The following is a 20,411-nucleotide window of genomic DNA, read 5'->3' as shown; positions in this document are numbered from 1 at the left end:
TTGGATAACAGCACCTAGTGTTGCCAATAATTAACAAGGAGTTTCATTTATGTCCAAGCGTATTCAGCTTTCCAAAACAGGTGGTTCCGAGGTGCTGGAATGGGCCGATGCTGAGCCGAAAGCGCCGAGTGCTGGTGAAGTAAGAATTGCCAATAAAGCCGTTGGGCTTAACTTTATCGATATCTATTTCCGTACCGGGCTTTACCCGGCGCCTTCCATGCCAACAGGCCTGGGAACCGAGGGCGCAGGTGTTGTCGACGCTGTTGGCGAGGGCGTGACCCATCTAAAAGAGGGCGATCGGGTAGCTTACGCTCAAGGGCCGTTGGGCGCTTACGCCGAACTGCATACGTTGCCCGCTGCAAAAGTGATTAAGCTTCCCGACTTTATCGATTTTGAAACGGCCGCCGCCAGCATGCTGAAAGGCCTTACCGTGCAGTACCTTTTACGCCAGACCCATGAGCTAAAAGGTGGCGAGACGATTCTGTTTCATGCCGCAGCGGGTGGGGTGGGTTCTATCGCATGTCAGTGGGCCAAGGCTTTGGGCGTCAAGCTGATCGGTACGGTCAGCTCGAAAGAGAAGGCTGATTTAGCCATGTCGAATGGCGCCTGGGCGACGATTAACTACACCGAAGAAGACGTGGTTGAGCGGGTACGTGAATTGACCAACGGCGAGATGTGTGACGTGGTTTACGACTCCGTGGGTAAGGACACCTGGGAAATTTCTCTAAACTGCTTGAAGCCTCGCTCGTTGATGGTGAGCTTTGGTAATTCATCAGGCCCGGTAGATGGCGTGAATATCGGCATTCTCAATCAGAAAGGCTCGCTTTTTGTAACGCGCCCCAGCCTTAATGGCTATGCCGATACGCGCGAGCGCCTGGAAATGATGTGTGAAGATTTCTTCAGCATGATTGAAAGTGGCAAAATCAAAATTGACGTTGCTAACCGCTATGCGTTGGCCGACGCGGGCAAGGCGCAGGATGCGCTGCAAAACCGTCAAACCACGGGGTCAACCGTGCTGCTTCCCTGAAAGGGTCGTATATTTTCAGCAAAGGCCGCCGTTTATTCTGGCGGCTTTTATTGGTCAGGGGAAAAGCGGTCGGCTCAATGTTCGTTATCAAACGCCATGTCAAAGAACCGCTGCTCGATTTGGCTGGCTTCAATAAACGGCTTGCTCAGCGTTTCAAATTCGCGCTCGGCGCCCACACGGTTAAGCTCATCGCATAAAAAACTCACCCAGCGAACAAAGTCAGGCTCGTTGTGCAGCACGATCCAGTCGCGGTGCTCTGGCCGAGAAGGCAGCGGCTCCTCTGCGCGTTGGGCCCATTCAAGATAAAGCCATTCGGCAACGACCAGCACGACCAGGATGAATGCATAGTCCTGGGAGTCACAGGCCTGCTCCATCAGCGCAATAAACGCCTGGGTTGGCTCTGCCAGCGGGGAGTGTCGCCACTGTGTTTCGGGGATGTTTAATGCCTCGAATGAGTCGATAAAATAGCGATATTCGCTACCCGCCAACACCGACAGCTGACGCGCATGGGTCAGACGGGCTTCCGGGTCGTCGGCGGCGCAGACCGCCGCGCCGAGTAGGCGTACAAAACTATCGCAAAAACGGAAGTCCTGAATTAGGTAGCGGGCAAAAACGTCATCCGCTATTTGCCCTTCAAGCAGTTGGTCTACAAAGCGGTGATTGACCGAGGCATTCCAGTAAGGCTGGGCAGCCTCGCGCAAGCGATGACACAAGTTCATATGACCTCCAGTATGCTAAAAAATCTTAAGCGCTATTATTTTATCGATTTCTGGCGCTAAGGGCAGGTAAGTGAAAACTTTTTATTATTCATCATCATCTGCAGGGCCTATACGGTTGTATAAATATCGCCTAATGTGTGAGGGTTATTTGACCGTTAGCTTATGTGGCGGCTCAGAAAAGCAAGCCGATAGAGTACTGCAGTCGCCTTGCTCATACCCAATGGCGGCACAAGGAGGTGATTGGCATGGCGGCAGAAATGATCGGTTTGGCGCCCAGCACCCTGGTATTTATGGTACTGGGGTTAACGCTCATGGCATTTGTTTGGGGGCGCTTTCGTTATGACTTGGTGGCCCTGACGGCGCTTTTAGCATCGGTGATGTTAGGCCTTGTGCCCGCTGATTCAGCATTTGCCGGATTTGGTCACCCTGCAGTGATTACCGTTGCTGCCGTGCTGGTGTTAAGCCGGGGGTTTGAGCGTTCTGGCGTTGTGGATATTATCTCTAACCAAGTGCTGAAAGTGGGTGATCGGCTGATCCTCCAGCTGCTGGTGCTGGTGGGTACCGTCGTGGTGCTGTCAGGGATTATGAATAACGTTGGTGCGCTGGCGCTGTTACTGCCGGTCGCCATGCGTCTCGCCCGGGAACATGATACCTCGCCTTCAATACTTCTGATGCCGCTTGCCTTCGGTTCGTTATTGGGCGGCCTTACTACGCTGATTGGCACGCCACCCAACATTATTATCTCTACGTATCGAGGTAATATTACCGGCGAAAACTTTGGCATGTTCAGCTTTTCACCCGTAGGTATCGCGGTAGCTGGGGCGGGTCTGGCCTTTATTGTGCTCATTGGCTGGCGCTTAACACCAAAGCGTAGCGGGCAATCCTCTACCGACGAGATGTTTGATACCGCGAATTACTTGGTAGAGCTAAATGTCACTAAAGACTCTAAAGCCAACGGTCTAACGCTGCCTCAGCTGCGCGATGAGCTTGAGGAGGCTATTCCAGTACTTGCCGTCGTGCGTGACGATAACCGCCGGGCGGGCTACTCTTTTCACGGCATCTTGCAAGAGGGCGATATTCTGCTGCTGGAGGCTGGGCCCGATGAGCTTAAGCTTCTGGAAGATAAAGTGGGTTTAAGCGCTATCGCCGAGCCAGAAGAAGCGCCGGATGAAAACGATGCGACAACCGATAAAACTGCCGAGGACGAAGCGGACAGCACAGATGCCCGCCAACCGGTCAATACCGAAGGGCTACAGCTGATCGAAGCTGTAGTACGTAATGACTCGATGATGAATAACCGCAGTGTCCGGCAGCTGCGTTTAAATCAGCAGTTTGGCTTGCACCTAGTTGCCGTCGCCCGGGATGGTAGCCGTTTGAAACAGCGGCTAAGGGATATCCGCTTTAAAACCGGGGATGTCCTGCTGCTCCAGGGCAGCGAAAATGAGATAAGCGATAGCCTTTCAACTCTCGGCTGCCTGCCCCTAGCCAGCCGGGCGCTTAATTTAGGTCAGCCGCGTAAGCTGGCTATCTCCATCGGAATATTTGCCCTGGCGATTGTCGCCATGCTGTTGGACCTGTTGCCTGCGGCCGTGGCGATGAGCAGTGCCGCCGTGGTTTCGTTGTTGATCGGTGTATTGCCCCTGCGTGATGGCTATCAGGCAATTGATGGGCCGGTCATCGTATTGCTTGCCGCGATGCTGCCCGTAGGGGAGGCTCTGGAAACTAGCGGCGGGGCCGATATTGTCGCTAATACCTTGCTTACCCTGGGTGCCGAGTGGCCCATCTTTATCTCCTTGATTGGCCTGTTCGTGCTTACCATGCTGCTTTCAAATGTGGTGAATAATGCTGCTGCAGCGCTGCTGATGGCGCCTATTGCGGCGAGCCTGGCGCAGGGCTTTGACGTATCGATCGACCCGTTTTTGATGGTGGTGGCCGTGAGTGCTTCGTGTGCCTTTTTAACGCCCATCGGGCATCAGTCCAATACGCTAGTCTTAGGCCCCGGTGGGTATAGCTTTGGCGACTACTGGAAATTAGGGCTGCCGCTTTCGGTCGTTGTGTTAATCGTCGCATTGCCTGCGATCTTATGGGTATGGCCGCTATAAGATGTAAACATGCTCTCGGTAAGCGGCCTGGCCTTTCCGCTCTGCATTAGTCAAAGAACTATTTATCAAGGACTATCAGATTTCGAAAATTTTATTACCCTGTTACGCTTAGCGATAATTACAAAGTGAACGGGCCGGGCCTATGAATCAACAATACCGTCAGGATGCGATCGTCGAGCTGGTTCGCCAACACGGCTATATGAGCATTGAGCAGCTGACTGATCACTTCGCTGTAACGCCACAAACCATTCGGCGTGATTTAAATACCTTGGCCAATGAAGGGCGAGCCCGGCGGGTTCATGGGGGCGTGGGTATTGAATCAAGCACCGTGAATACGGCTTACAGCACGCGTAAAACGCTTCATCTGGAAGAAAAGGAGCGTATAGCGCACTGCCTGGCGCAGCACATTCCTAACCATGCATCGCTGTTCATCAATATCGGCACCAGCAATGAGGTGATCGCCCAGGCGCTGCTTGAGCATCAGGGGTTGGAGATCATCACCAACAACCTGAACGTGGCGGCTATTTTGCAGCATAAAGAAGACTTCAACGTGATTATCGCCGGTGGGCAGGTGCGCTCTCGGGATGGCGGTATTATCGGTGAAGCCACGATCGATTTTATCAATCAGTTCAAGGTTGATTACGGCATTATTGGCATCAGCGGTATCGATGAAGACGGCTCGCTTCTGGAGTTTGACTACCAGGAAGCACGGGTAGCGCAGGCTATCATTGCCAATTCACGGCGGGTGTATCTGGCGGCTGACTATTCCAAATTCCACCGCAATCCGGTGGTGCGCCAAGGCAACCTATCGCAGCTGGACGCGCTGTTTACTGACCGTAAGCCGCCAGAGGCTATTCGGCAGCTGCTTTCGCAATATGAAGTTATGTTGCATGTCGCCTAAGCGAGAGCGGATAAATTCCCACCGGTAAAAACTTCGCGTAGCCATAATGCCCAATCGATGGCTACGCTGCCTTCACTCTTCACCTTAGCCGCTGTAAGTCTTTGACACGTTTAGGCGCTGTTGATGGCTAATGTAGTCGAGCTACAACCCGGTGTGCGTCCAATGATGCATTGTTGGTTTGCCATCCATCTCCCATAGTAAAAGCGTGGCTTAGGTAGGGGGTCGCTATCCCGATTATCCTATTCAAGCCCTGCTACGTAACCATAGTGCTTCAGCATAACCAGGCGCTAAAGGGCGAAGGTCTATAAAGCTTGCGACCGTTCGCAGTCACCGAACCAGGCACTTATCCGGCCTGGCATGAGTAGCAACGTCACCATACGCCATTAGACGACTGCCTATGTGTTGATGGATACGCATACAGCAGCGGATGACCATACCATGAGGTACTGACCATGAACTGTATTGAACTTAGCCAGCAGGCCGACCAGATAGCCAGTACGTTTAGCAAACTAGATTTGGCTAAACTGGTGCTCGCTCTTAAAAACAACCGTGAGTCGCTCCAGCACGCCGTTGAAGTGATCGATACTATCGATAGTCGAAAGGGCTGTACGCTTGATGAAGCCTGGGATGAGGTGCTGTCCGGTGATTCACAGCTGCTTATCATTAATGAAGAGTAGGTGAGGGCGTGAGGTTGAGCGTCTGATACTCAGCCCCTTCAGCGTTTGAAGGGGCTTTTTTTATAAGTAGCTCTATATTTCGTGAAGTGAACCTTTCAAAGTACCGAGATGATTATCGCACTATGCTTGCAGGGCTTCAGGCTGCGCAGTATTAACGCGATTATCAAAATAGGTGGCGAGCCGTTGTTCGGCCTGTTCGCCAAACAGCACGTGACACGCCTGTTTTAAACCTTCTGAATGGCGCAGCTGCTCCTGGTCAACCACAAGCGATATTTTGGAGCGCCGACGCAGGAAGTCTTCAAGCTCGGTAATCATTTCATGATCGCGTGCATGTTCAAGCTCAACGCGAATATATTCGGTGCCTTCAATCAATAATGCCCCTTGGCTTGGGTCTTTTTCGATTTGCTCAAGCATCGCGAAGGCTTTATCGGCGTAGCGACGCCATAGGCGTATCGAAAGAGGCTCTGACGACGTTGGCGCGGTCATCGAATCAAGATCCATACGTTTGGCCTGCGCCATAAACCGCTGCTTGATGGGTAATGCCGGTTCGCCATACCAGTGAAAATCAGGCTTGGGTAGCGTTATGCCGAGCGCGAGCAGTGCGTCGGAGATTTCATCGCCCACGTTTAAGCAGTCGGTAAGCTTGCCGCCAAAAATACTGATATGCGCGTTATCGGTATTTGTATCGATTACGTGTTTACGCGAAAGCTGCAGAAAATCACGATCGCTACCTTGATCTGACTCTACGGCCAGGGGACGCACACCGCAGCGGGTAGAAATAATATCACTGGGGGTAAGTGGCTTATCCAGCGTTAGCCGCTTATTGATATTATCCAACACAAAATCGATGTCTTCCTGGGTAACCACCGGATCAGGGTGATCCATATGGGTGTCGGTTGTGCCAATGCAGGTTCGGTTGCCCATGGGTATTACAAAAAATAGCCGCCCATCGTCAGCAAAGAAGGCCAATACACGCTTTGAATCCGTCAGCTGGGGCACAATCAGATGAATGCCCTTGGAGTAAAGGTGCTGATGAGATGTTTGCTCGCCGGTAAGCTCATTGTGATGATCGACCCAAGGCCCCGCAGCGTTAATCAATACTCTGGCGCGTATTTCAAACGTGCTGCCATCCATGGTATTACGAGCTTTGGTGATCCATACGCCGTCTTTACGTTCAGCACCCAGCGATTCCACATAGTTGGCTGCTGTCGCGCCGAAGTCGAGCGCGTGGCGTATAAAATTGAACACGAACCGTGCATCGTTATCGTGAAGATAGGCATCGGAATATTCAAACCCACCAATAGAGCGGTCGATATTGATAATGGGTTCTTCGTGTTTAATATGCTTGGGTGCTAGCAGGCGCGGGCGTTTGGTAAACCCGTTACCCATTAACCAATAAAGCCATGTGCCCGCCCAAAGATAGCGTGGCGAGTGACGAAAGCCTTTGGTGATAGTGGTAAGAAAGCGAATTTCCTGCACCGTAGAAGGGTAGCTCTTGATTAAGTGGTTGCGGCTTTTGCACAGCTTGCGCACCAAGCCAAAATCATTGCTCTCCATATATTTGATACCTCCCCATACCAGATTAGAGGAGTGCATGCTGGTGCTACCCGCGAAGTCGCCACGATCGATCAGTGCGACACGCGCCCCTTTGCCAGCCAACGCCGCTGCGCTGGCCGCACCGTTAATACCGCCACCAATCACCAGCGCGTCAAAGGTGGTGCTCGCTAATTGACTAACGTTTTGTTCGCGCAGTGTCATGGAAGCCTCATTGGTGGGATAGGTAAGCGTATCAGCCGGAGCTAGAAACGGTTATGTTCATTTGTGAAAGGATATGTGATCGTTTTCGATCTTTCAAGTTTGAAAGTGAACATTGGCGATCATATAAGCTGCCTTCATGATGCAGCGATCAATGAAGGTTGCTTTACGCTTAAGGGTTTCTTGTCAATTATGCCTAGTGCAGGGCGGTTGTCCGCCCTGCAGGTGGGTGCTTAGTTACTCCTGGCGTGAACCAGCCGCCATCCAGGCTTCCATCATCTCTTCGTAAGGTACCGTCGTGCCCTGGGGCATCTCGTCATCAAGCTTGGGTTTTGGCGCGCCTTCGCGGTCTAGCCAGACCTGGGCATCCTCCTCCTCGTTGAGTACCGGCGCGTAGCTATCGAAGACATTGGCGCGTGCCAGGCGGTTCATGGTGCTGTCCATTTCCGCTGCCAGCTTGTCTAGACCTTCCTGAGGCGTGACTTCACCGCTCATTACCGGCGCCAGGTTTTGCCACCAAAGCGGTGCCATACGTGGGTAGTCAGGCACGTTGGTTCCAGTAGGTGTCCAGTTGGACTCGTTGGGGCTGCGGTAGAATTCCACCAGGCCACCCAACTTGGGGGCCATTTCGGTCATCTGTTCTGAGAAGATGTCAGACTCGCGAATGGGCGTTAAACCGTGCATGAGCTTTTCAAGCGATACCGTTTTTGCCACGGTAAACTGGGCGAAAAGCCAGGCAGCTGTGCGGCGGTCTTCAGGCGTCGAGTCGAAGAACGTCCATGCCCCCACGTCCTGGTAGCCTACCTTCATGCCCTCTTCCCAATATGGGCCGGTAGGAGAAGGGGCCATGCGCCATAGAGGGTTACCTTCGTCATCCGTCACCGCTACTGCCGGGTCGACCATGTCGGCCGTAAAGGTGGTGTACCAGAAGATCTGCTGAGCGATATGCCCCTGCGCAGGTACCGGCCCTGCTTCCCCAAAGGTCATGCCCTGAGCTTCAGGTGGTGCGAAATCGCGTAGCCAATCGACCGCTTTTTGCATCGCAAATACCGATGCCGGCGAGTTGGTAGCGCCGCCGCGACTCACGCTGGCGCCTACCGGCTGGCTATCTTCGTTGACGCGAATTCCCCAGTCGTCCACCGGGTTGCCTGAGGGAATGCCAGGGCTGCCCATGCCTGCCATGGAGAGCCAGGAATCGTGGAAGCGCCAGCCCAGGGACGGGTCGCGGCGGCCGTAGTCCATATGGCCGTATACCTTGACGCCATCGATTTCACCCACGTGTTCCGAGAAGAACTCGGCAATGTCTTCATAGGCTGTCCAGTTGGTCGGTACCCCCAGGTCGTAGCCATAAATTTCCCGGAACTGTTCCTGCAGATCCTCGCGCTGGAACCAGTCATGGCGGAACCAGTAGAGGTTGGCAAACTGCTGGGTGGGCAGTTGGAACAGGCTGCCGTCCGGCCCGGTGCCATACTGCAAGCCAATAAAGTCGTCCAGGTCCAGCGTGGGCAGCGTGTAGTCAGACCACTCATTCTCCATCGCTTCAGACAGATTGACCGTCGTGCCATAGCGGATATGCGTGCCGATGGAGTCGGTATCGTTCACAAAACCATCGTAGATGCTGTTACCCGACTGCATCTGATTCTGCATGGTATCCACCACATCGCCCTCACCAATAATGTTGTGGGTGACGTTGATGCCGGTCAGTTCTTGAAAGGCTTCAGTCAGAACCTCACTTTCATATACGTGAGTCGTGAGGCCTTCGGCCACGGTTTGAATATCCATGCCCCGGAAAGGCTCGGCAGCGTTGGCAAACCACATCAGCTCCTCGATCTGCTCTTCACGGCTTAGCGTTGAGTTTTGAAAGTGCTCATCGACCAGGCGTTCGGCGATGGCGCGAGCGTCATTTTCCTGGGCTGACAGCGCGCCCGAGGCTAGCAGCAGGCTTGCGGCGAGAGTGGTCAGTCTGAATTTGTTGTAATGCTTTGGCATGGTGACCTCGTTTTGTTGTGTTCTTCCCTGATGGCTTGGCCGTCCTTGATACCGATTAAACGCTGGCAGCTAGCCCCAGCGCATTAATATCAACAGCCATATGGCTGATACCGCTAGTGCAATCCAGATGGATAGTGAGGTGAAGCCAATCACACCCAAATGGATAAACGCAGCAGAGAGCAGACTGATAAACAGTCTGTCCCCGCGTGTAGTGGAAATGGGCAAAAAACCTTTGCGCTCTATGGTGGGTGACAGGATCTCCCATATCGTCATCCCTGCCAGCATGGCCGCAATGGACGAAAAGAATATGGCGGTGGGCATGGTCCATACCATCCAGGACATGGCAAATCTCCTCAGGTACGGCCCAGGGCAAAGCCCTTGGCGATATGGTTACGAACGAAGTAGACGACCAAGATGCCGGGGATGATGGTGAGAACCCCGGCGGCGGCCAGGGTGCCCCAGTCGATGCCGGAAGCGGTAGAAGTGCGCGTCATGATCATGCCGATAGGCTGGGCATTGGTCGCGGTTAGCGTGCGGGCCAGCAGAAGCTCCACCCAGGAGAACATGAACAGGAAGAACAGCGTGACGCCGATACCCGAGCGGATCATGGGGATGAAAATCTTGACGAAAAAGCGCGGAAAGCTGTAGCCATCGATATAGGCCGTTTCATCAATCTCTTTGGGCACACTGCTCATGAAGCCTTCAAGAATCCAGATCGCCAGCGGGATATTGAACAGGCAGTGGGCCAGCGCCACGGCAATATGGGTATCGAACAGGCCGACCGAATAGTAGAGCTGAAAGTAGGGCAGCAAGAATACCGCAGGTGGGGCCATCAGGTTGGTCAGCAGCCAGAAAAACAGATGCTTGTCGCCAATGAAGGTGAAGCGGCTAAAGGCATAAGCGGCCGGCAGCGCTACGCAGATAGTGATGAGCATGTTCATCGCCACGTAGAGCATCGAGTTAACGTAGCCCATGTACCAGCTCGAATTGGTAAAGATGCCGATATAGTTATCGAAGGTAAGGTTTTGTGGCCACAGGGTCATTGAGCCGAGAATTTCGCTATTGGTCTGCAGCGACATATTGATCAGCCAATAGATGGGCAGAATCATCAATATCAGATAGAGGCCAAGCAGGCAGTTGGCACGCCAACGCGAGCGGGCGTTGCGGTTACGCCGCTGGGCGGGCGTTACCTTGCTGAAAATGGTGGTGTACTTTTCGCCGCGCTGAGTGTTTTCGAGTTGGTAGCTCATGCTAGGCACCTCCGTGCGGGTGCTTGTCTTTCTGCATGTGCATGATGGTGGTATAGAACACCCAGCTCACCAGCAGAATGACCAGAAAATAGATCAGCGAAAATGCCGCCGAAGGGCCCAGATCCTGCTGTCCGACCGCCATGGTCGTCAGTGACTGGCTCAGGAACGTGGTGGCGCTGCCCGGCCCGCCGCCGGTCAGTACAAAGGGCTCGGCGTAGATCATGAACGAGTGCATGAAGCGCAGCAGTACGGCAATCACCAGGACATTGGTCAGCTTGGGCAACTGGATATAGCGGAACACGGCCCATTTGGAGGCGCGGTCAATGCGCGCGGCCTGGTAGTAAGCTTCAGGAATCGAGCGCAGGCCGCTGTAGCAGAGCATCGCGACCAGCGGCGTCCAGTGCCAGACGTCCATCAGCACGATTGTCACCCAGGCATCGCCCGCGTTGCGGGTGATATTGTAGTCAACGCCCAGCTCGCGCAGACCCCAGCCCATCAAGCCGATATCTCCCCGGGTAAAGATTTGCCAGATACTGCCCACCACATTCCAAGGGATGAGCAACGGCAGGGTAATCAAGATCAGTACCGCTGAGGCTTGCCAGCCGCGTTTGGGCATGATCAACGCAATGCCGATTCCCAGCGGAATCTGAATGGCGAGAATAATCAGCGAGAATGAAATCTGGCGAAGAAATGCTGCTTGAAGTGCACTGTCATTGAGCATGCTTTCAAACCACTCAGTGCCGGTAAAAAATCTCGCGTTGGGGCCAAGCACATCCTGCACCGAGTAGTTGACCACGGTCATCAGCGGGATGATGGCGGAGAACGCCACCAGTACCAGCATGGGAAGCACCAGCAGCCAGGCTTTATTATTGGGTACTTTGTTATTCATGCTCAGCCTCCACCCGATATTCATCGATATACAGCGCAACATGGGCATTATTGAAGTGCGCGAACGCCGTTTCACCAACCGGCGGGTGGCCTTCGGGCAGGCGTGCCTTGAAGGATTGCCCGTTGAGTCTGAAGGTCAATAGGGAGTAGGTGCCAAGATCCTGCAAGCTGGTCACCTCTATGGGTATGCCTTCGGTCGTCTGGTGGGAGCTGATAGTGATGAATTCCGGGCGGATACCCAGCTTGATATTGCTGGCGTTCGCGCTGGCGATAGCGTGCTTGAGCGGCGCGCTGACCGGTAGGGGCTGTGAGCCGAACATTACCTGACCGCCTTGATATTCTACTGCCAGGAAGTTCATGCCGGGGCTGCCAATGAAATAGCCTACAAAGGTATGCGCGGGACGCTCAAACAGCTCTCGCGGGGTGCCGAACTGAACCACCTGCCCCTCGTACATCACGGCAATTTTATCTGCGAAAGTAGAGGCTTCGAGCTGGTCGTGGGTCACGTAGATCATGGTGATATTGAAGCGTTCGTGAATCTCCTTGAGCTTGCGGCGCAGCTTCCACTTCAACTGCGGGTCGATCACGGTCAGCGGCTCATCAAACAAAATGGCCGTTACATCATCGCGCACCAGACCACGTCCCATGGAAACCTTCTGCTTCTCATCGGCAGTCAGGTTCTTGGCTTTACGTTTTAACAGCGGGGTAAGGTCCAGAATATCGGCGACTTCGAGCACCTTAGGTTTCACGCGGTGCTCGGGGGTGTTCATGTTGCGCAGCGGAAAGGCGAGGTTATCGAACACCGTCATGGTGTCGTAGATCACCGGGAACTGGAACACCTGGGCAATGTTGCGCTCTTCAGGGGGCAGCTCATTTACCCGTTGGCCGTCAAACAGCACGTCACCCTCAGAGGGTTCAAGCAGCCCTGAAATAATATTGAGCAGCGTTGACTTACCACACCCTGAGGGCCCTAACAGCGCATAGGCGCCACCCTGGTGCCATACGTGGTCCATCTGCCGAATGGCATAGTCCGCTGCATGGGTGGGCGTTTTTTCATAGGAGTGTGCGAGGCCTTTAAGGGTGATTTCAGCCATGGGCAGCTCCTCCCTGACGCGCAGGCATGTGAACCGTATGACCCTGTTTGTTGAAGGCGTAAAGTTGATGGGTAGGGAAGTAGACTTTCAGCGGCTCATTGACGCTGTATTGGTGGATGCCTGCCAGATGAAGTACCAGCGGAAAGCACTCGTGGTGAACATGCAGAAAGGTTTCTGAACCACTGATTTCGGCAACGTCTACATGTACATCCAGCGCCAGATCATCGGCGCTTTGTGGCACCAGGGTGAGGTGGGACGCGCGCACACCAAAGTCGTAATCACCCGGTTCAAGGCGTTTGAGATTGTCATCGCAGGGAAAATGCAGCGTTTGATCAAAGGTGATTTCGGTATCGGTAAGCTGGCCGGGCACAATGTTAATGGGCGGCTCAGAAAACATCTCGGCGCTAAAGCGGCCGTTGGGCTCACGGTAGACCTGTTCGGTAGGGCCGTACTGAAGCAGCTTGCCTTCGTGCAGCACCGCCGTGTTGCCGCCCAGCGCCAGCGCCTCGTTGGGTTCGGTCGTGGCGTATACCGCAATACAGTTGCGCGCCTTGAACAGTTCGCGCAGTTCGTCACGCAGTTCTTCACGCAGCTTGTAGTCAAGATTGACCAGCGGTTCATCGAACAGGATTAGATCGGCATCCTTGACCAACGCTCGCCCCATGGCGGTGCGCTGCTGCTGGCCGCCGGAAAGCTCTTCAGGGTAGCGGTTAAGCAGGTGTTCGATATGCAGCATCTCGGCTATTTCGCCCACCCGCTTGTCAATTTCGCTTTTAGGATGTTTGGCAAGCTTGAGCGGAGAGGCAATGTTGTCGTAAACGGTGAGGCTGGGGTAGTTGATAAACTGCTGATACACCATGGAAACATTGCGCTTGCGCACGGAGACGTTGGTCACGTCTTTGCCATCCAGGATGATCTTTCCTTGAGTAGGGGGCTCAAGCCCTGCCATAAGACGCATAAGCGTAGTTTTACCCGCTAGCGTACGGCCCAAGAGCACATTGAAGGAGCCCGGTTCAAGGGCTAAGTCTATTTCACTGATGTGCGCCACACCGTTAACGATGTGATCAATCTTTTGCAAATGTAAGGACATGCCGATCTCGCAAGCGTCATTGTTATTGGAGATGATCAATTGGGGATGATCATTAGATCGTGCGTGCTGTTGAAAATTGATTAAACGGCGTTGGTTATTAGGTTTTTTGCTTTCGTTTCCGAAAGGCTAGTTGACCGTTTGTGAACTCGCAATGCGTTTTTGGGTAATTGGGATACGCTTTTAGGCGTAGATAAAGATTAAAAAACCGGCTCCATAATGGAGCCGGTTAAGGGCTGTTACGTGAGACTCAGTGCTTATTTGGACACCAATGCTTATTTAGCGTTTTCTGTCTGCTGTTGGTGAATGGGAGCCGCCTTTTTAGCGTTGTGATCAATGAGGGTGTCTTTATTGATAGCAAACGCATCGTAGGCAAAGTCGTCCACCGTCAACATCACAAGTACCTGGGTTTCGAATTCACGCATGAAGACAGTTTCTTCTTCGCTGATCAGCCCTTTTTCAAAGGCGACTTCAACCCGCGCTTCTGGGTGAAGCGCCGTCTGTGGCAGCTCACCCTTGGCATAGGCCTTGTTAACCGTACGATAGATCGCTTCAGCACGGTCATAGTCGACCAGTAGAGCGTTGTAGCGGGCCAGCGGGTTAGGCTGTTCACCGTCATCGGCATCCCAGGTGTTTTGAAGCAGCTTGGTGCGCAGCGCGCTATGGGTAGATACCCGCTTGGCAATATCACGCGCCAAATCATCATGGGGTTTATCCCAACGACGACCGGTAGGCATGACGACTGCATTAAGCACGCGGCCTAACGCCCGGTTCGGCAGGTTGTCGAAAATCTCCACAAAGGCCTGTTCGGCGCGGTGTAGCAGAAAGCGGCAGCTGTAGTGAAGCAGGGCGTCTTCACCTTCCACTTTCTCACCTGTCTGCCACTGCTTAAGCACCATGGAAGCGAGGTAAAGGTTTGAAAGCACATCACCCAAACGGGCTGAAAGCATTTCGCGCTTTTTCAGCGCCGAGCCAAGGCTTGCCATGGCGGCGTCGGCACATAGGCCAAATCCGGCGGATAGGCGTGCAATATCTTGCGCATACGCAGCGGCTGGCCCGTCAAACGGCACGCTTTCCTTACCAAAGCCCAGACCCATGGTAAATGCACGCGCAGCGTTACCGAAAATAAGGCCCATATGGCTAAAGAAGGCTTTATCAAATGCCTTGATATCATTGGCATCTTTGGCGGCGAGCTCATCCAGCACGTATGGATGGCAGCGAATCGCGCCTTGACCAAAGATCATCAGGTTGCGCGTCATGATGTTGGCGCCTTCCACGGTAATCGCGACCGGATTGGCACTATAGCCAATACCTAAATAGTTACGTGGGCCGAGGGTAACCGCTTTGCCGCCATGCACATCCATCGCGTCGCTTAATAGCACGCGTTGGAATTCGGTTAGCTGACTTTTGAGAATAGCCGAGGGAACCGCAGGTTTTTCCCCATGATCAATCAGGTTAGCCGTTTGATATACCGTTGCCTGAGAGATATAGGCCAGAGCGGCCATACGGGCTAACGGCTCTTGAACGCCTTCCATTTCGGCCACAGGTACGTTGAACTGGCGGCGAACGCGGGTAAAGCCACCGCTCCAACCCAGTGCATATCGGGCGGTACCGGTGGCGCCGGAAGGCAGAGTGATACAGCGGCCGATGGATAAGCACTCCACCAGCATGCGCCAGCCCTGGCCAATCATATCTTCGCCGCCGATGATGGTATCCAGCGGTACAAAGACATCCACGCCTTTAATCGGGCCATTCATAAACGGGCTGCCGATCGGGTGGTGGCGGCGGCCAATCTCCATACCTTGGGTATCGCGCGGGATTAAGGCAAGGGTAATGCCGCGGTCTTCTTCATCGCCCAGAAGCTTTTCAGGGTCGAATAAACGGAAGGCCAATCCAACTACGGTGGCAATGGGTGCCAGGGTAATCCAGCGTTTTTCGAACGTCAGGCGAAGGCCAAGCACTTCCTTGCCATCGATGACTTCTTTGCATACCACGCCAACGTCAGGAAGCGACGTGGCATCGGAGCCGGCGCGCGGGCCAGTCAGGCCAAAGCAGGGGATTTCACGGCCGTCGGCCAGGCGAGGCAGGTAGTGGTTTTTCTGTTCTTCGGTACCGTACTTGAGCAGCAACTCGCCCGGGCCGAGCGAGTTGGGGACGCCAACGGTAACCATCAGTGTCTCATTGGCGGAGAGCTTCTGCAGCGCCATGGACTGCGCTTTAGCCGAGAAGCCCAGACCACCGTACTCCTTGGGAATAATCATCCCGAAGAAGCCTTCTTTTTTCAGGTAGTCCCATAGCTGCTGAGGCAAGTCAGCACGCTCCTGGGCGATATCCCAGGCGTTACACATACCGGCCGCTTTGGCACACTGGATGTCCAGAAAGGCTTGTTCGTCTTCGCGCAAGCCCTCATCTGTATAGCTGAGTAGCTTGCTCCACTGGGGCTTGCCTGAAAACAGCTCGCCATCCCAGGAGACGCTCCCCGCTTCAAGCGCCGTACGCTCGGTATCCGAAACTTTGGGGGCTACTTTCTTAAAGATATTAAACACACGCGGCGTGAGCCACTGTTTGCGTAGTGCGGGCAGGCCAGCCGCTGCAACGGCAATGGCGCTGATAAGCAGCACCACGCCGATAAACGTGGCATCAACCAGCAGGCCAACCAACCCCAGTATGCCAAGCAGCGTGAGTGCCGCCGAAGCGCCTGCTTCGCGCCGCATGATTATTAGCAGGCCAACCACGGCAAGAATTACAAGTAGTAGGGTGAGCATAGAACGTCTCCATGTATTATTAGGCGCTGTCCGATTATTATCGTTGCTCAGTCTATCGCGTTAACCAGCTGAGTAGGGCATAAGCGTGAGGTGTATTCGAACAGATGTTTGAATATTGGCAGACCAGCGCCGTTCAGCGCAAGCCACACTGCATTAATACAAGTCACATTTATTAATAGTAGCCTAGTCAAAAAATGCCACGGCCGTAAGCCGTGGCGTTTTATGAAGTAATCCACCTTCTTTAAGCGCTATTTTTTCAGTACTTTTTTCAGTGCTATTCTTTAAGTACTATTTTTTTCAGTACGTTTTAAACGCCATTTATACCCGTTTGGCCGGTGTGCCGTTGGCGATATGGTAATCGACCTGGGCGGCTGGCAACGGCTCGCGCCCGCGGATGCGGTCAGCGATCTTTTCGGCGAGCATGATCGTCGGCGCGTTCAGGTTGCCGGTGGGAATTATCGGGAACAGCGAGGCATCGACCACCCGTAGCCCTTCCAAGCCGTGTACCCGGCCTTGGCCATCCGTTACTGAGAGTACGTCCTCACCCATTCGGCAACTGCCACAGGGGTGATAGGCCGTTTCGGCATGCTGTTTGACGAACTCATCAAGCGCTTCGTCGGTGTGTACCTTACCGCCGGGGGCAACCTCGCGGCCTCGATATCGATCGAACGCCGGCTGGGCGATAATCTCGCGGGTCAGGCGAATCGCGTCGCGAAACTCTTGCCAGTCTTTGGCCTTGGACATGTAATTAAACAAAATGCTGGGCGCGGCGTGGGGATCTTTAGAGGTTAGCTTAATGTGCCCGCGGCTTTCAGAGCGCATGGAGCCCACGTGGGCCTGAAATCCATGGGCTTGAAAAGCGCTTTTACCGTTATAGCTAATCGCGATGGGTAAAAAGTGGTACTGCAGATTAGGCCACTCTTCTTCATCACGGCTGCGGATAAACGCACACGCTTCAAATTGGTTGCTGGCACCAATCCCCGTTCCTTTGAATAGCCACTCGGCGCCTATCATGGGCTGGTTGTGCCATTTAAGGGCAGGGTAGAGCGAAATGGGCTCTTTACACTCGTATTGTATGTACATCTCCAAATGATCTTGAAGATTTTCACCTACCCCTGGCAGCGCATGAACTACCTCAATACCTAACGACTCGAGCAGCTCGGGATTGCCTACGCCTGAGCGCTGCAGAATTTGCGGTGAGGCAATGGCGCCGCCGCACAGCAGTACTTCTCGCCGGGCACGAGCTGTCTGTGCTTTCCCTTTGCGCTCATAGCGCACGCCCCCCGCGCGTTTACCGTCAAACGTAATCACATCGGTAACGGCATGGGTTTTAATGGTCAGGTTGGTGCGCTGTTTGGAGATATCCAGATAGCCCCTTGCCGTGGAGGCGCGCCGCCCCTTGGGCGTAACGAATCGATCCATAGGGCCAAAGCCCTCCTGCCGGTAGCCGTTTACGTCCTGTGTCTCGGGGTAGCCTGCCTGTTTGCCTGCTTCAATAAAGATGCGATAAAGCGGATTGTTATCGTCTTTGGGTGTGGTAACGCTGACCGGGCCGTCGCCACCGTGGTAATCGTTCGGGCCAATGTCACGGGTTTCCGATTTTTTAAAGTAGGGTAGACAGCTTAAGTAGTTCCAATCTTCCAGGCCGGGCTGCTTGGCCCAGCTATCGTAATCTAGCGCGTTGCCGCGGATGTAGCACATGCCGTTGATCAGTGAAGATCCGCCCAACCCTTTGCCACGGCCACACTCCATCCGGCGGCCATCCATATAGGGCTCCGGGTCGGTTTCAAACGCCCAGTTATAGCGCTTGCCCTGGAGTGGGAAGGCAAGTGCTGCGGGCATCTGGGTACGAAAATCGAGCCGATAGTCCGGGCCACCGGCTTCCAATAGCAGAACGCTGACATCGTTATCTTCGGTTAGGCGTGTGGCCAGTACGTTCCCCGCTGAGCCAGCGCCGATAATGATGTAGTCGAATTCATGCGGTTGCGACATGATTTTACCTTGATAGAAAGTCGGATAATCTGCGTGCCTGCTGCTTCGCTTTAAAACACCGACTCAAAGGGGCCCATCTCGATTTGTACCGACTTGGTCTGGGTATAGTGGTTAAGCGTCTCGATACCGTTTTCACGACCAATACCCGACTCTTTATAACCGCCCACCGGCATTTCAGAAGGCGACTCACCCCAGGTATTGATCCAGCAAATACCCGCTTCCAGCTGATGAATAACGCGGTGGGCGCGGTTTAAACTTTCGCTAAATACGCCCGCCGCCAGGCCATATTGAGTATCGTTGGCGCGGCGGATCACTTCGGCCTCGTCATCAAAGGCCAGCACCGACATGACTGGCCCGAAGATTTCTTCTTTCACAATGCGCATATCGTCAGTGCAATCGGTAAATACCGTAGGGGCCGCCCAGGCGCCGTTAGCCCAGTGGCCATTCGTCCTATCATCACCCCCGACCAGTACGCGCGCGCCTTGCTGTTTGCCCAGCGCAATGTAGGAAAGCACCTTCTCCTGATGCTCAAAACTGACCAGCGGGCCGAAGTTCACACTGGGATCCATCGGGTCGCCCGCTTTGATGCGCTTGACGCGCTCTGTCAGCTTGGTTTCAAACGCATCTTTAACACTGCGCTCGATAAATACACGAGTACCGTTGGTGCAAATTTGGCCGCTGGAGTAGAAGTTAGCCATCATGGCTGCATCGGCGGCGCGATCAAGATCGGCATCAGCAAAGATGATCAGCGGTGATTTGCCACCCAGCTCCATCGTCACGTCTTTAAGCGTTGAGCTTGCCGCTGCGGCCATGACTTTCTTGCCGGTACCTGCTTCGCCGGTAAACGACACTTTGGCAATGCCAGGGTGCTCGGTCAGCATCGCGCCTACGCGGCCATCGCCTTGCACTACGTTGAACACGCCATCGGGCAGGCCTGCTTCGGTAAAAATCTCGGCGAGTTTGATCGCGCTTAGCGGTGTGACTTCGCTGGGTTTAAACACCACCGCATTACCCGCGGCCAGCGCAGGAGCGGCTTTCCAACAGGCGATTTGAATCGGGTAGTTCCAGGCGCCGATAGCGCCAATAACGCCCAGCGGCTCTCGGCGGGTATACACAAACGAGCTTTCCCGCAGCGGGATTTGGCTACCTTCAATGGCGGGCGCCAGGCCTGCGTAATACTCCAGCGCATCAGCGCCGGTCACGATATCAACGCTGGCCGTTTCACTAATCGGCTTGCCGGTACTGCGGGTTTCAAGCTCCGCCAGTTCATAATTGCGCTCGCGGAGTAGGGCAACGGCCTTTAACAAAATACGCGAGCGCTGCATGCCGGTCATGGCGGCCCATTCACGTTGGCCGTTTTGCGCGGCTTTTACTGCCGCGTCAACATCCTGTTGGCTCGCTTGGCCAATCGTTGCCAGAAGGCTGCCGTCATAAGGGTTGGTAACGGTAAAGGTATTGCCGGAGGTGGCGGCGAGCGGGCGACCATTAATATACAGAGGCTGTACATCTTGAGCGGCCATGTTGGTCTCCTTTAAAAGCTTAGTGAGCGGATGCAAACTGCTGGCATCCGTGATGCGCTAGCAGTTGATCAAGGTAGTGGTAGGCAAGGTGGCGAGCTTCGTCGGTATCCAGGCCTTCGGGCGTTAAAGCACCGCGCAGCCATAAGCCATCAATCATCGCGGCTAGCCCGCGGGCGGCCTTTCGGGCTTCGGCATGAGGTAACACTCGGCGAAACTGATGGCATAAATTGGCGTACAGGCGCCGATCATTGACGTGCTGCAGGCGTTGAAGCATGGGCTTATGCATGCTGCTGGCCCAAAAGGCGAGCCAGGTTTTGGCGGCAGGGCCGGTCACCTGGGTGCGGTCGAAGTTGCCTTCAATAATGGCGCTGATGTGTGCCCTGGGCGAGTCATCATTCAACGCCATACGGCGCACTGAAACGGCTTCAGACAGATCGGACAGAATCTGACGCATGGTGGCTTCCAGCAGACCATCCTTACCGCCAAAATAATGGCTGATAATCCCCGCAGAAACGCCCGCGTGGCGTGCAATCCGCATAATGGTCGCTTCTGCTAATCCCACCTCGTCAATGGCCGCCATGGTGGCGTGAATTAACTGCTGGCGGCGTATTGGTTCCATTCCCACCTTGGGCACAGCGATCTCCT

General features: G+C 54.2%; 16 protein-coding genes. 4 read left to right on the top strand and 12 right to left on the bottom strand.

All coding sequences use genetic code 11. The features are described 5' to 3' along the window. The first annotated feature begins 49 nt into the window (after positions 1 to 49). Positions 50 to 1,027 carry an NADPH:quinone reductase gene (locus INT33_RS06500; RefSeq protein WP_193091455.1) on the top strand — a complete coding sequence of 326 codons (978 nt, stop codon included), beginning with the start codon at positions 50 to 52 and terminating at the stop codon, positions 1,025 to 1,027. Between the two features lie 74 nt (positions 1,028 to 1,101). Here INT33_RS06500 and INT33_RS06495 read toward each other — a convergent pair whose 3' ends face one another. Beyond that, the gene (locus INT33_RS06495) at positions 1,102 to 1,746 is read right to left on the bottom strand and encodes a TenA family protein (protein WP_192538976.1); all 645 of its coding nucleotides are present in this window, start codon (positions 1,744 to 1,746) and stop codon (positions 1,102 to 1,104) included. Between the two features lie 245 nt (positions 1,747 to 1,991). Between INT33_RS06495 and INT33_RS06490 the strand changes: the two genes are divergently transcribed. The 3 genes from INT33_RS06490 to INT33_RS06480 all read left to right on the top strand — a co-directional run bounded on the left by INT33_RS06490 (position 1,992) and on the right by INT33_RS06480 (position 5,426). Continuing rightward, a complete protein-coding gene (locus tag INT33_RS06490; RefSeq protein ID WP_193091454.1) occupies positions 1,992 to 3,848 on the top strand; it encodes an SLC13 family permease in 1,857 nt (618 codons plus the stop codon). A 142-nt stretch (positions 3,849 to 3,990) separates the two neighbouring features. Then, positions 3,991 to 4,749 (top strand): DeoR/GlpR family transcriptional regulator, encoded by a 759-nt coding sequence (locus INT33_RS06485; protein ID WP_192538978.1) that lies wholly within the window; start codon positions 3,991 to 3,993, stop codon positions 4,747 to 4,749. A 452-nt stretch (positions 4,750 to 5,201) separates the two neighbouring features. After that, positions 5,202 to 5,426 carry a hypothetical protein gene (locus INT33_RS06480; protein ID WP_192538979.1) on the top strand — a complete coding sequence of 75 codons (225 nt, stop codon included), beginning with the start codon at positions 5,202 to 5,204 and terminating at the stop codon, positions 5,424 to 5,426. A gap of 120 nt (positions 5,427 to 5,546) precedes the next feature. Here INT33_RS06480 and INT33_RS06475 read toward each other — a convergent pair whose 3' ends face one another. From INT33_RS06475 to betI, 11 genes are all read right to left on the bottom strand, one after another. Beyond that, positions 5,547 to 7,184, bottom strand: a complete 1,638-nt coding sequence (locus tag INT33_RS06475) for a glycerol-3-phosphate dehydrogenase/oxidase (RefSeq protein WP_193091453.1) — start codon at positions 7,182 to 7,184, stop codon at positions 5,547 to 5,549. Positions 7,185 to 7,418: 234 nt separating this feature from the next. Next, positions 7,419 to 9,170, bottom strand: a complete 1,752-nt coding sequence (locus tag INT33_RS06470) for an ABC transporter substrate-binding protein (RefSeq protein WP_193091452.1) — start codon at positions 9,168 to 9,170, stop codon at positions 7,419 to 7,421. A 69-nt stretch (positions 9,171 to 9,239) separates the two neighbouring features. Further along, a complete protein-coding gene (locus tag INT33_RS06465; RefSeq protein ID WP_193091451.1) occupies positions 9,240 to 9,512 on the bottom strand; it encodes a DUF2160 domain-containing protein in 273 nt (90 codons plus the stop codon). 11 nt (positions 9,513 to 9,523) lie between these two features. Continuing rightward, positions 9,524 to 10,420, bottom strand: a complete 897-nt coding sequence (locus INT33_RS06460) for a carbohydrate ABC transporter permease (RefSeq protein ID WP_018915969.1) — start codon at positions 10,418 to 10,420, stop codon at positions 9,524 to 9,526. 1 nt (position 10,421) lies between these two features. Further along, positions 10,422 to 11,309 carry a carbohydrate ABC transporter permease gene (locus INT33_RS06455; protein WP_192538984.1) on the bottom strand — a complete coding sequence of 296 codons (888 nt, stop codon included), beginning with the start codon at positions 11,307 to 11,309 and terminating at the stop codon, positions 10,422 to 10,424. Then, positions 11,302 to 12,402, bottom strand: coding sequence for an ABC transporter ATP-binding protein (locus INT33_RS06450; protein WP_193091450.1), 1,101 nt, complete (start codon positions 12,400 to 12,402; stop codon positions 11,302 to 11,304). The genes INT33_RS06455 and INT33_RS06450 overlap by 8 nt, the downstream gene beginning before the upstream one ends. Beyond that, complete coding sequence (locus tag INT33_RS06445; protein ID WP_193091449.1) at positions 12,395 to 13,492, bottom strand: ABC transporter ATP-binding protein; 1,098 nt, start codon at positions 13,490 to 13,492, stop codon at positions 12,395 to 12,397. The genes INT33_RS06450 and INT33_RS06445 overlap by 8 nt, the downstream gene beginning before the upstream one ends. A gap of 272 nt (positions 13,493 to 13,764) precedes the next feature. Next, positions 13,765 to 16,254: an acyl-CoA dehydrogenase gene (locus tag INT33_RS06440; protein WP_193091448.1), complete on the bottom strand. Its 2,490-nt coding sequence runs from the start codon at positions 16,252 to 16,254 to the stop codon at positions 13,765 to 13,767. Between the two features lie 318 nt (positions 16,255 to 16,572). Next, the gene (betA, locus tag INT33_RS06435) at positions 16,573 to 18,246 is read right to left on the bottom strand and encodes a choline dehydrogenase (RefSeq protein WP_193091447.1); all 1,674 of its coding nucleotides are present in this window, start codon (positions 18,244 to 18,246) and stop codon (positions 16,573 to 16,575) included. Between the two features lie 50 nt (positions 18,247 to 18,296). Next, complete coding sequence (betB, locus tag INT33_RS06430) at positions 18,297 to 19,766, bottom strand: betaine-aldehyde dehydrogenase (protein WP_193091446.1); 1,470 nt, start codon at positions 19,764 to 19,766, stop codon at positions 18,297 to 18,299. 19 nt (positions 19,767 to 19,785) lie between these two features. After that, entirely contained in the window at positions 19,786 to 20,400 is a 615-nt protein-coding gene (gene betI / locus INT33_RS06425) for a transcriptional regulator BetI (RefSeq protein WP_193091445.1), read from the bottom strand. Positions 20,401 to 20,411 lie beyond the last annotated feature (11 nt).

This window comes from Halomonas colorata, assembly GCF_014897985.1.
Classification (GTDB): Bacteria; Pseudomonadota; Gammaproteobacteria; order Pseudomonadales; family Halomonadaceae; genus Vreelandella; species Vreelandella colorata.
Note: the sequence above shows the minus strand (reverse complement) of the source record. Positions and strands in the feature narration are given on the sequence as shown.

Excerpts from the sequence above, each read along its gene's own strand:
- betB (WP_193091446.1), bottom strand. The coding sequence starts at position 19,766 with ATGGCCGCTCAAGATGTACAGCCTCTGTATATTAATGGTCGCCCGCTC.
- INT33_RS06500 (WP_193091455.1), top strand. The coding sequence starts at position 50 with ATGTCCAAGCGTATTCAGCTTTCCAAAACAGGTGGTTCCGAGGTGCTG.
- INT33_RS06440 (WP_193091448.1), bottom strand. The coding sequence starts at position 16,254 with ATGCTCACCCTACTACTTGTAATTCTTGCCGTGGTTGGCCTGCTAATA.
- INT33_RS06470 (WP_193091452.1), bottom strand. The coding sequence starts at position 9,170 with ATGCCAAAGCATTACAACAAATTCAGACTGACCACTCTCGCCGCAAGC.
- INT33_RS06490 (WP_193091454.1), top strand. The coding sequence starts at position 1,992 with ATGGCGGCAGAAATGATCGGTTTGGCGCCCAGCACCCTGGTATTTATG.
- INT33_RS06445 (WP_193091449.1), bottom strand. The coding sequence starts at position 13,492 with ATGTCCTTACATTTGCAAAAGATTGATCACATCGTTAACGGTGTGGCG.
- INT33_RS06465 (WP_193091451.1), bottom strand. The coding sequence starts at position 9,512 with ATGTCCTGGATGGTATGGACCATGCCCACCGCCATATTCTTTTCGTCC.
- INT33_RS06450 (WP_193091450.1), bottom strand. The coding sequence starts at position 12,402 with ATGGCTGAAATCACCCTTAAAGGCCTCGCACACTCCTATGAAAAAACG.
- INT33_RS06475 (WP_193091453.1), bottom strand. The coding sequence starts at position 7,184 with ATGACACTGCGCGAACAAAACGTTAGTCAATTAGCGAGCACCACCTTT.
- INT33_RS06480 (WP_192538979.1), top strand. The coding sequence starts at position 5,202 with ATGAACTGTATTGAACTTAGCCAGCAGGCCGACCAGATAGCCAGTACG.
- INT33_RS06455 (WP_192538984.1), bottom strand. The coding sequence starts at position 11,309 with ATGAATAACAAAGTACCCAATAATAAAGCCTGGCTGCTGGTGCTTCCC.
- betA (WP_193091447.1), bottom strand. The coding sequence starts at position 18,246 with ATGTCGCAACCGCATGAATTCGACTACATCATTATCGGCGCTGGCTCA.
- INT33_RS06495 (WP_192538976.1), bottom strand. The coding sequence starts at position 1,746 with ATGAACTTGTGTCATCGCTTGCGCGAGGCTGCCCAGCCTTACTGGAAT.
- INT33_RS06485 (WP_192538978.1), top strand. The coding sequence starts at position 3,991 with ATGAATCAACAATACCGTCAGGATGCGATCGTCGAGCTGGTTCGCCAA.
- INT33_RS06460 (WP_018915969.1), bottom strand. The coding sequence starts at position 10,420 with ATGAGCTACCAACTCGAAAACACTCAGCGCGGCGAAAAGTACACCACC.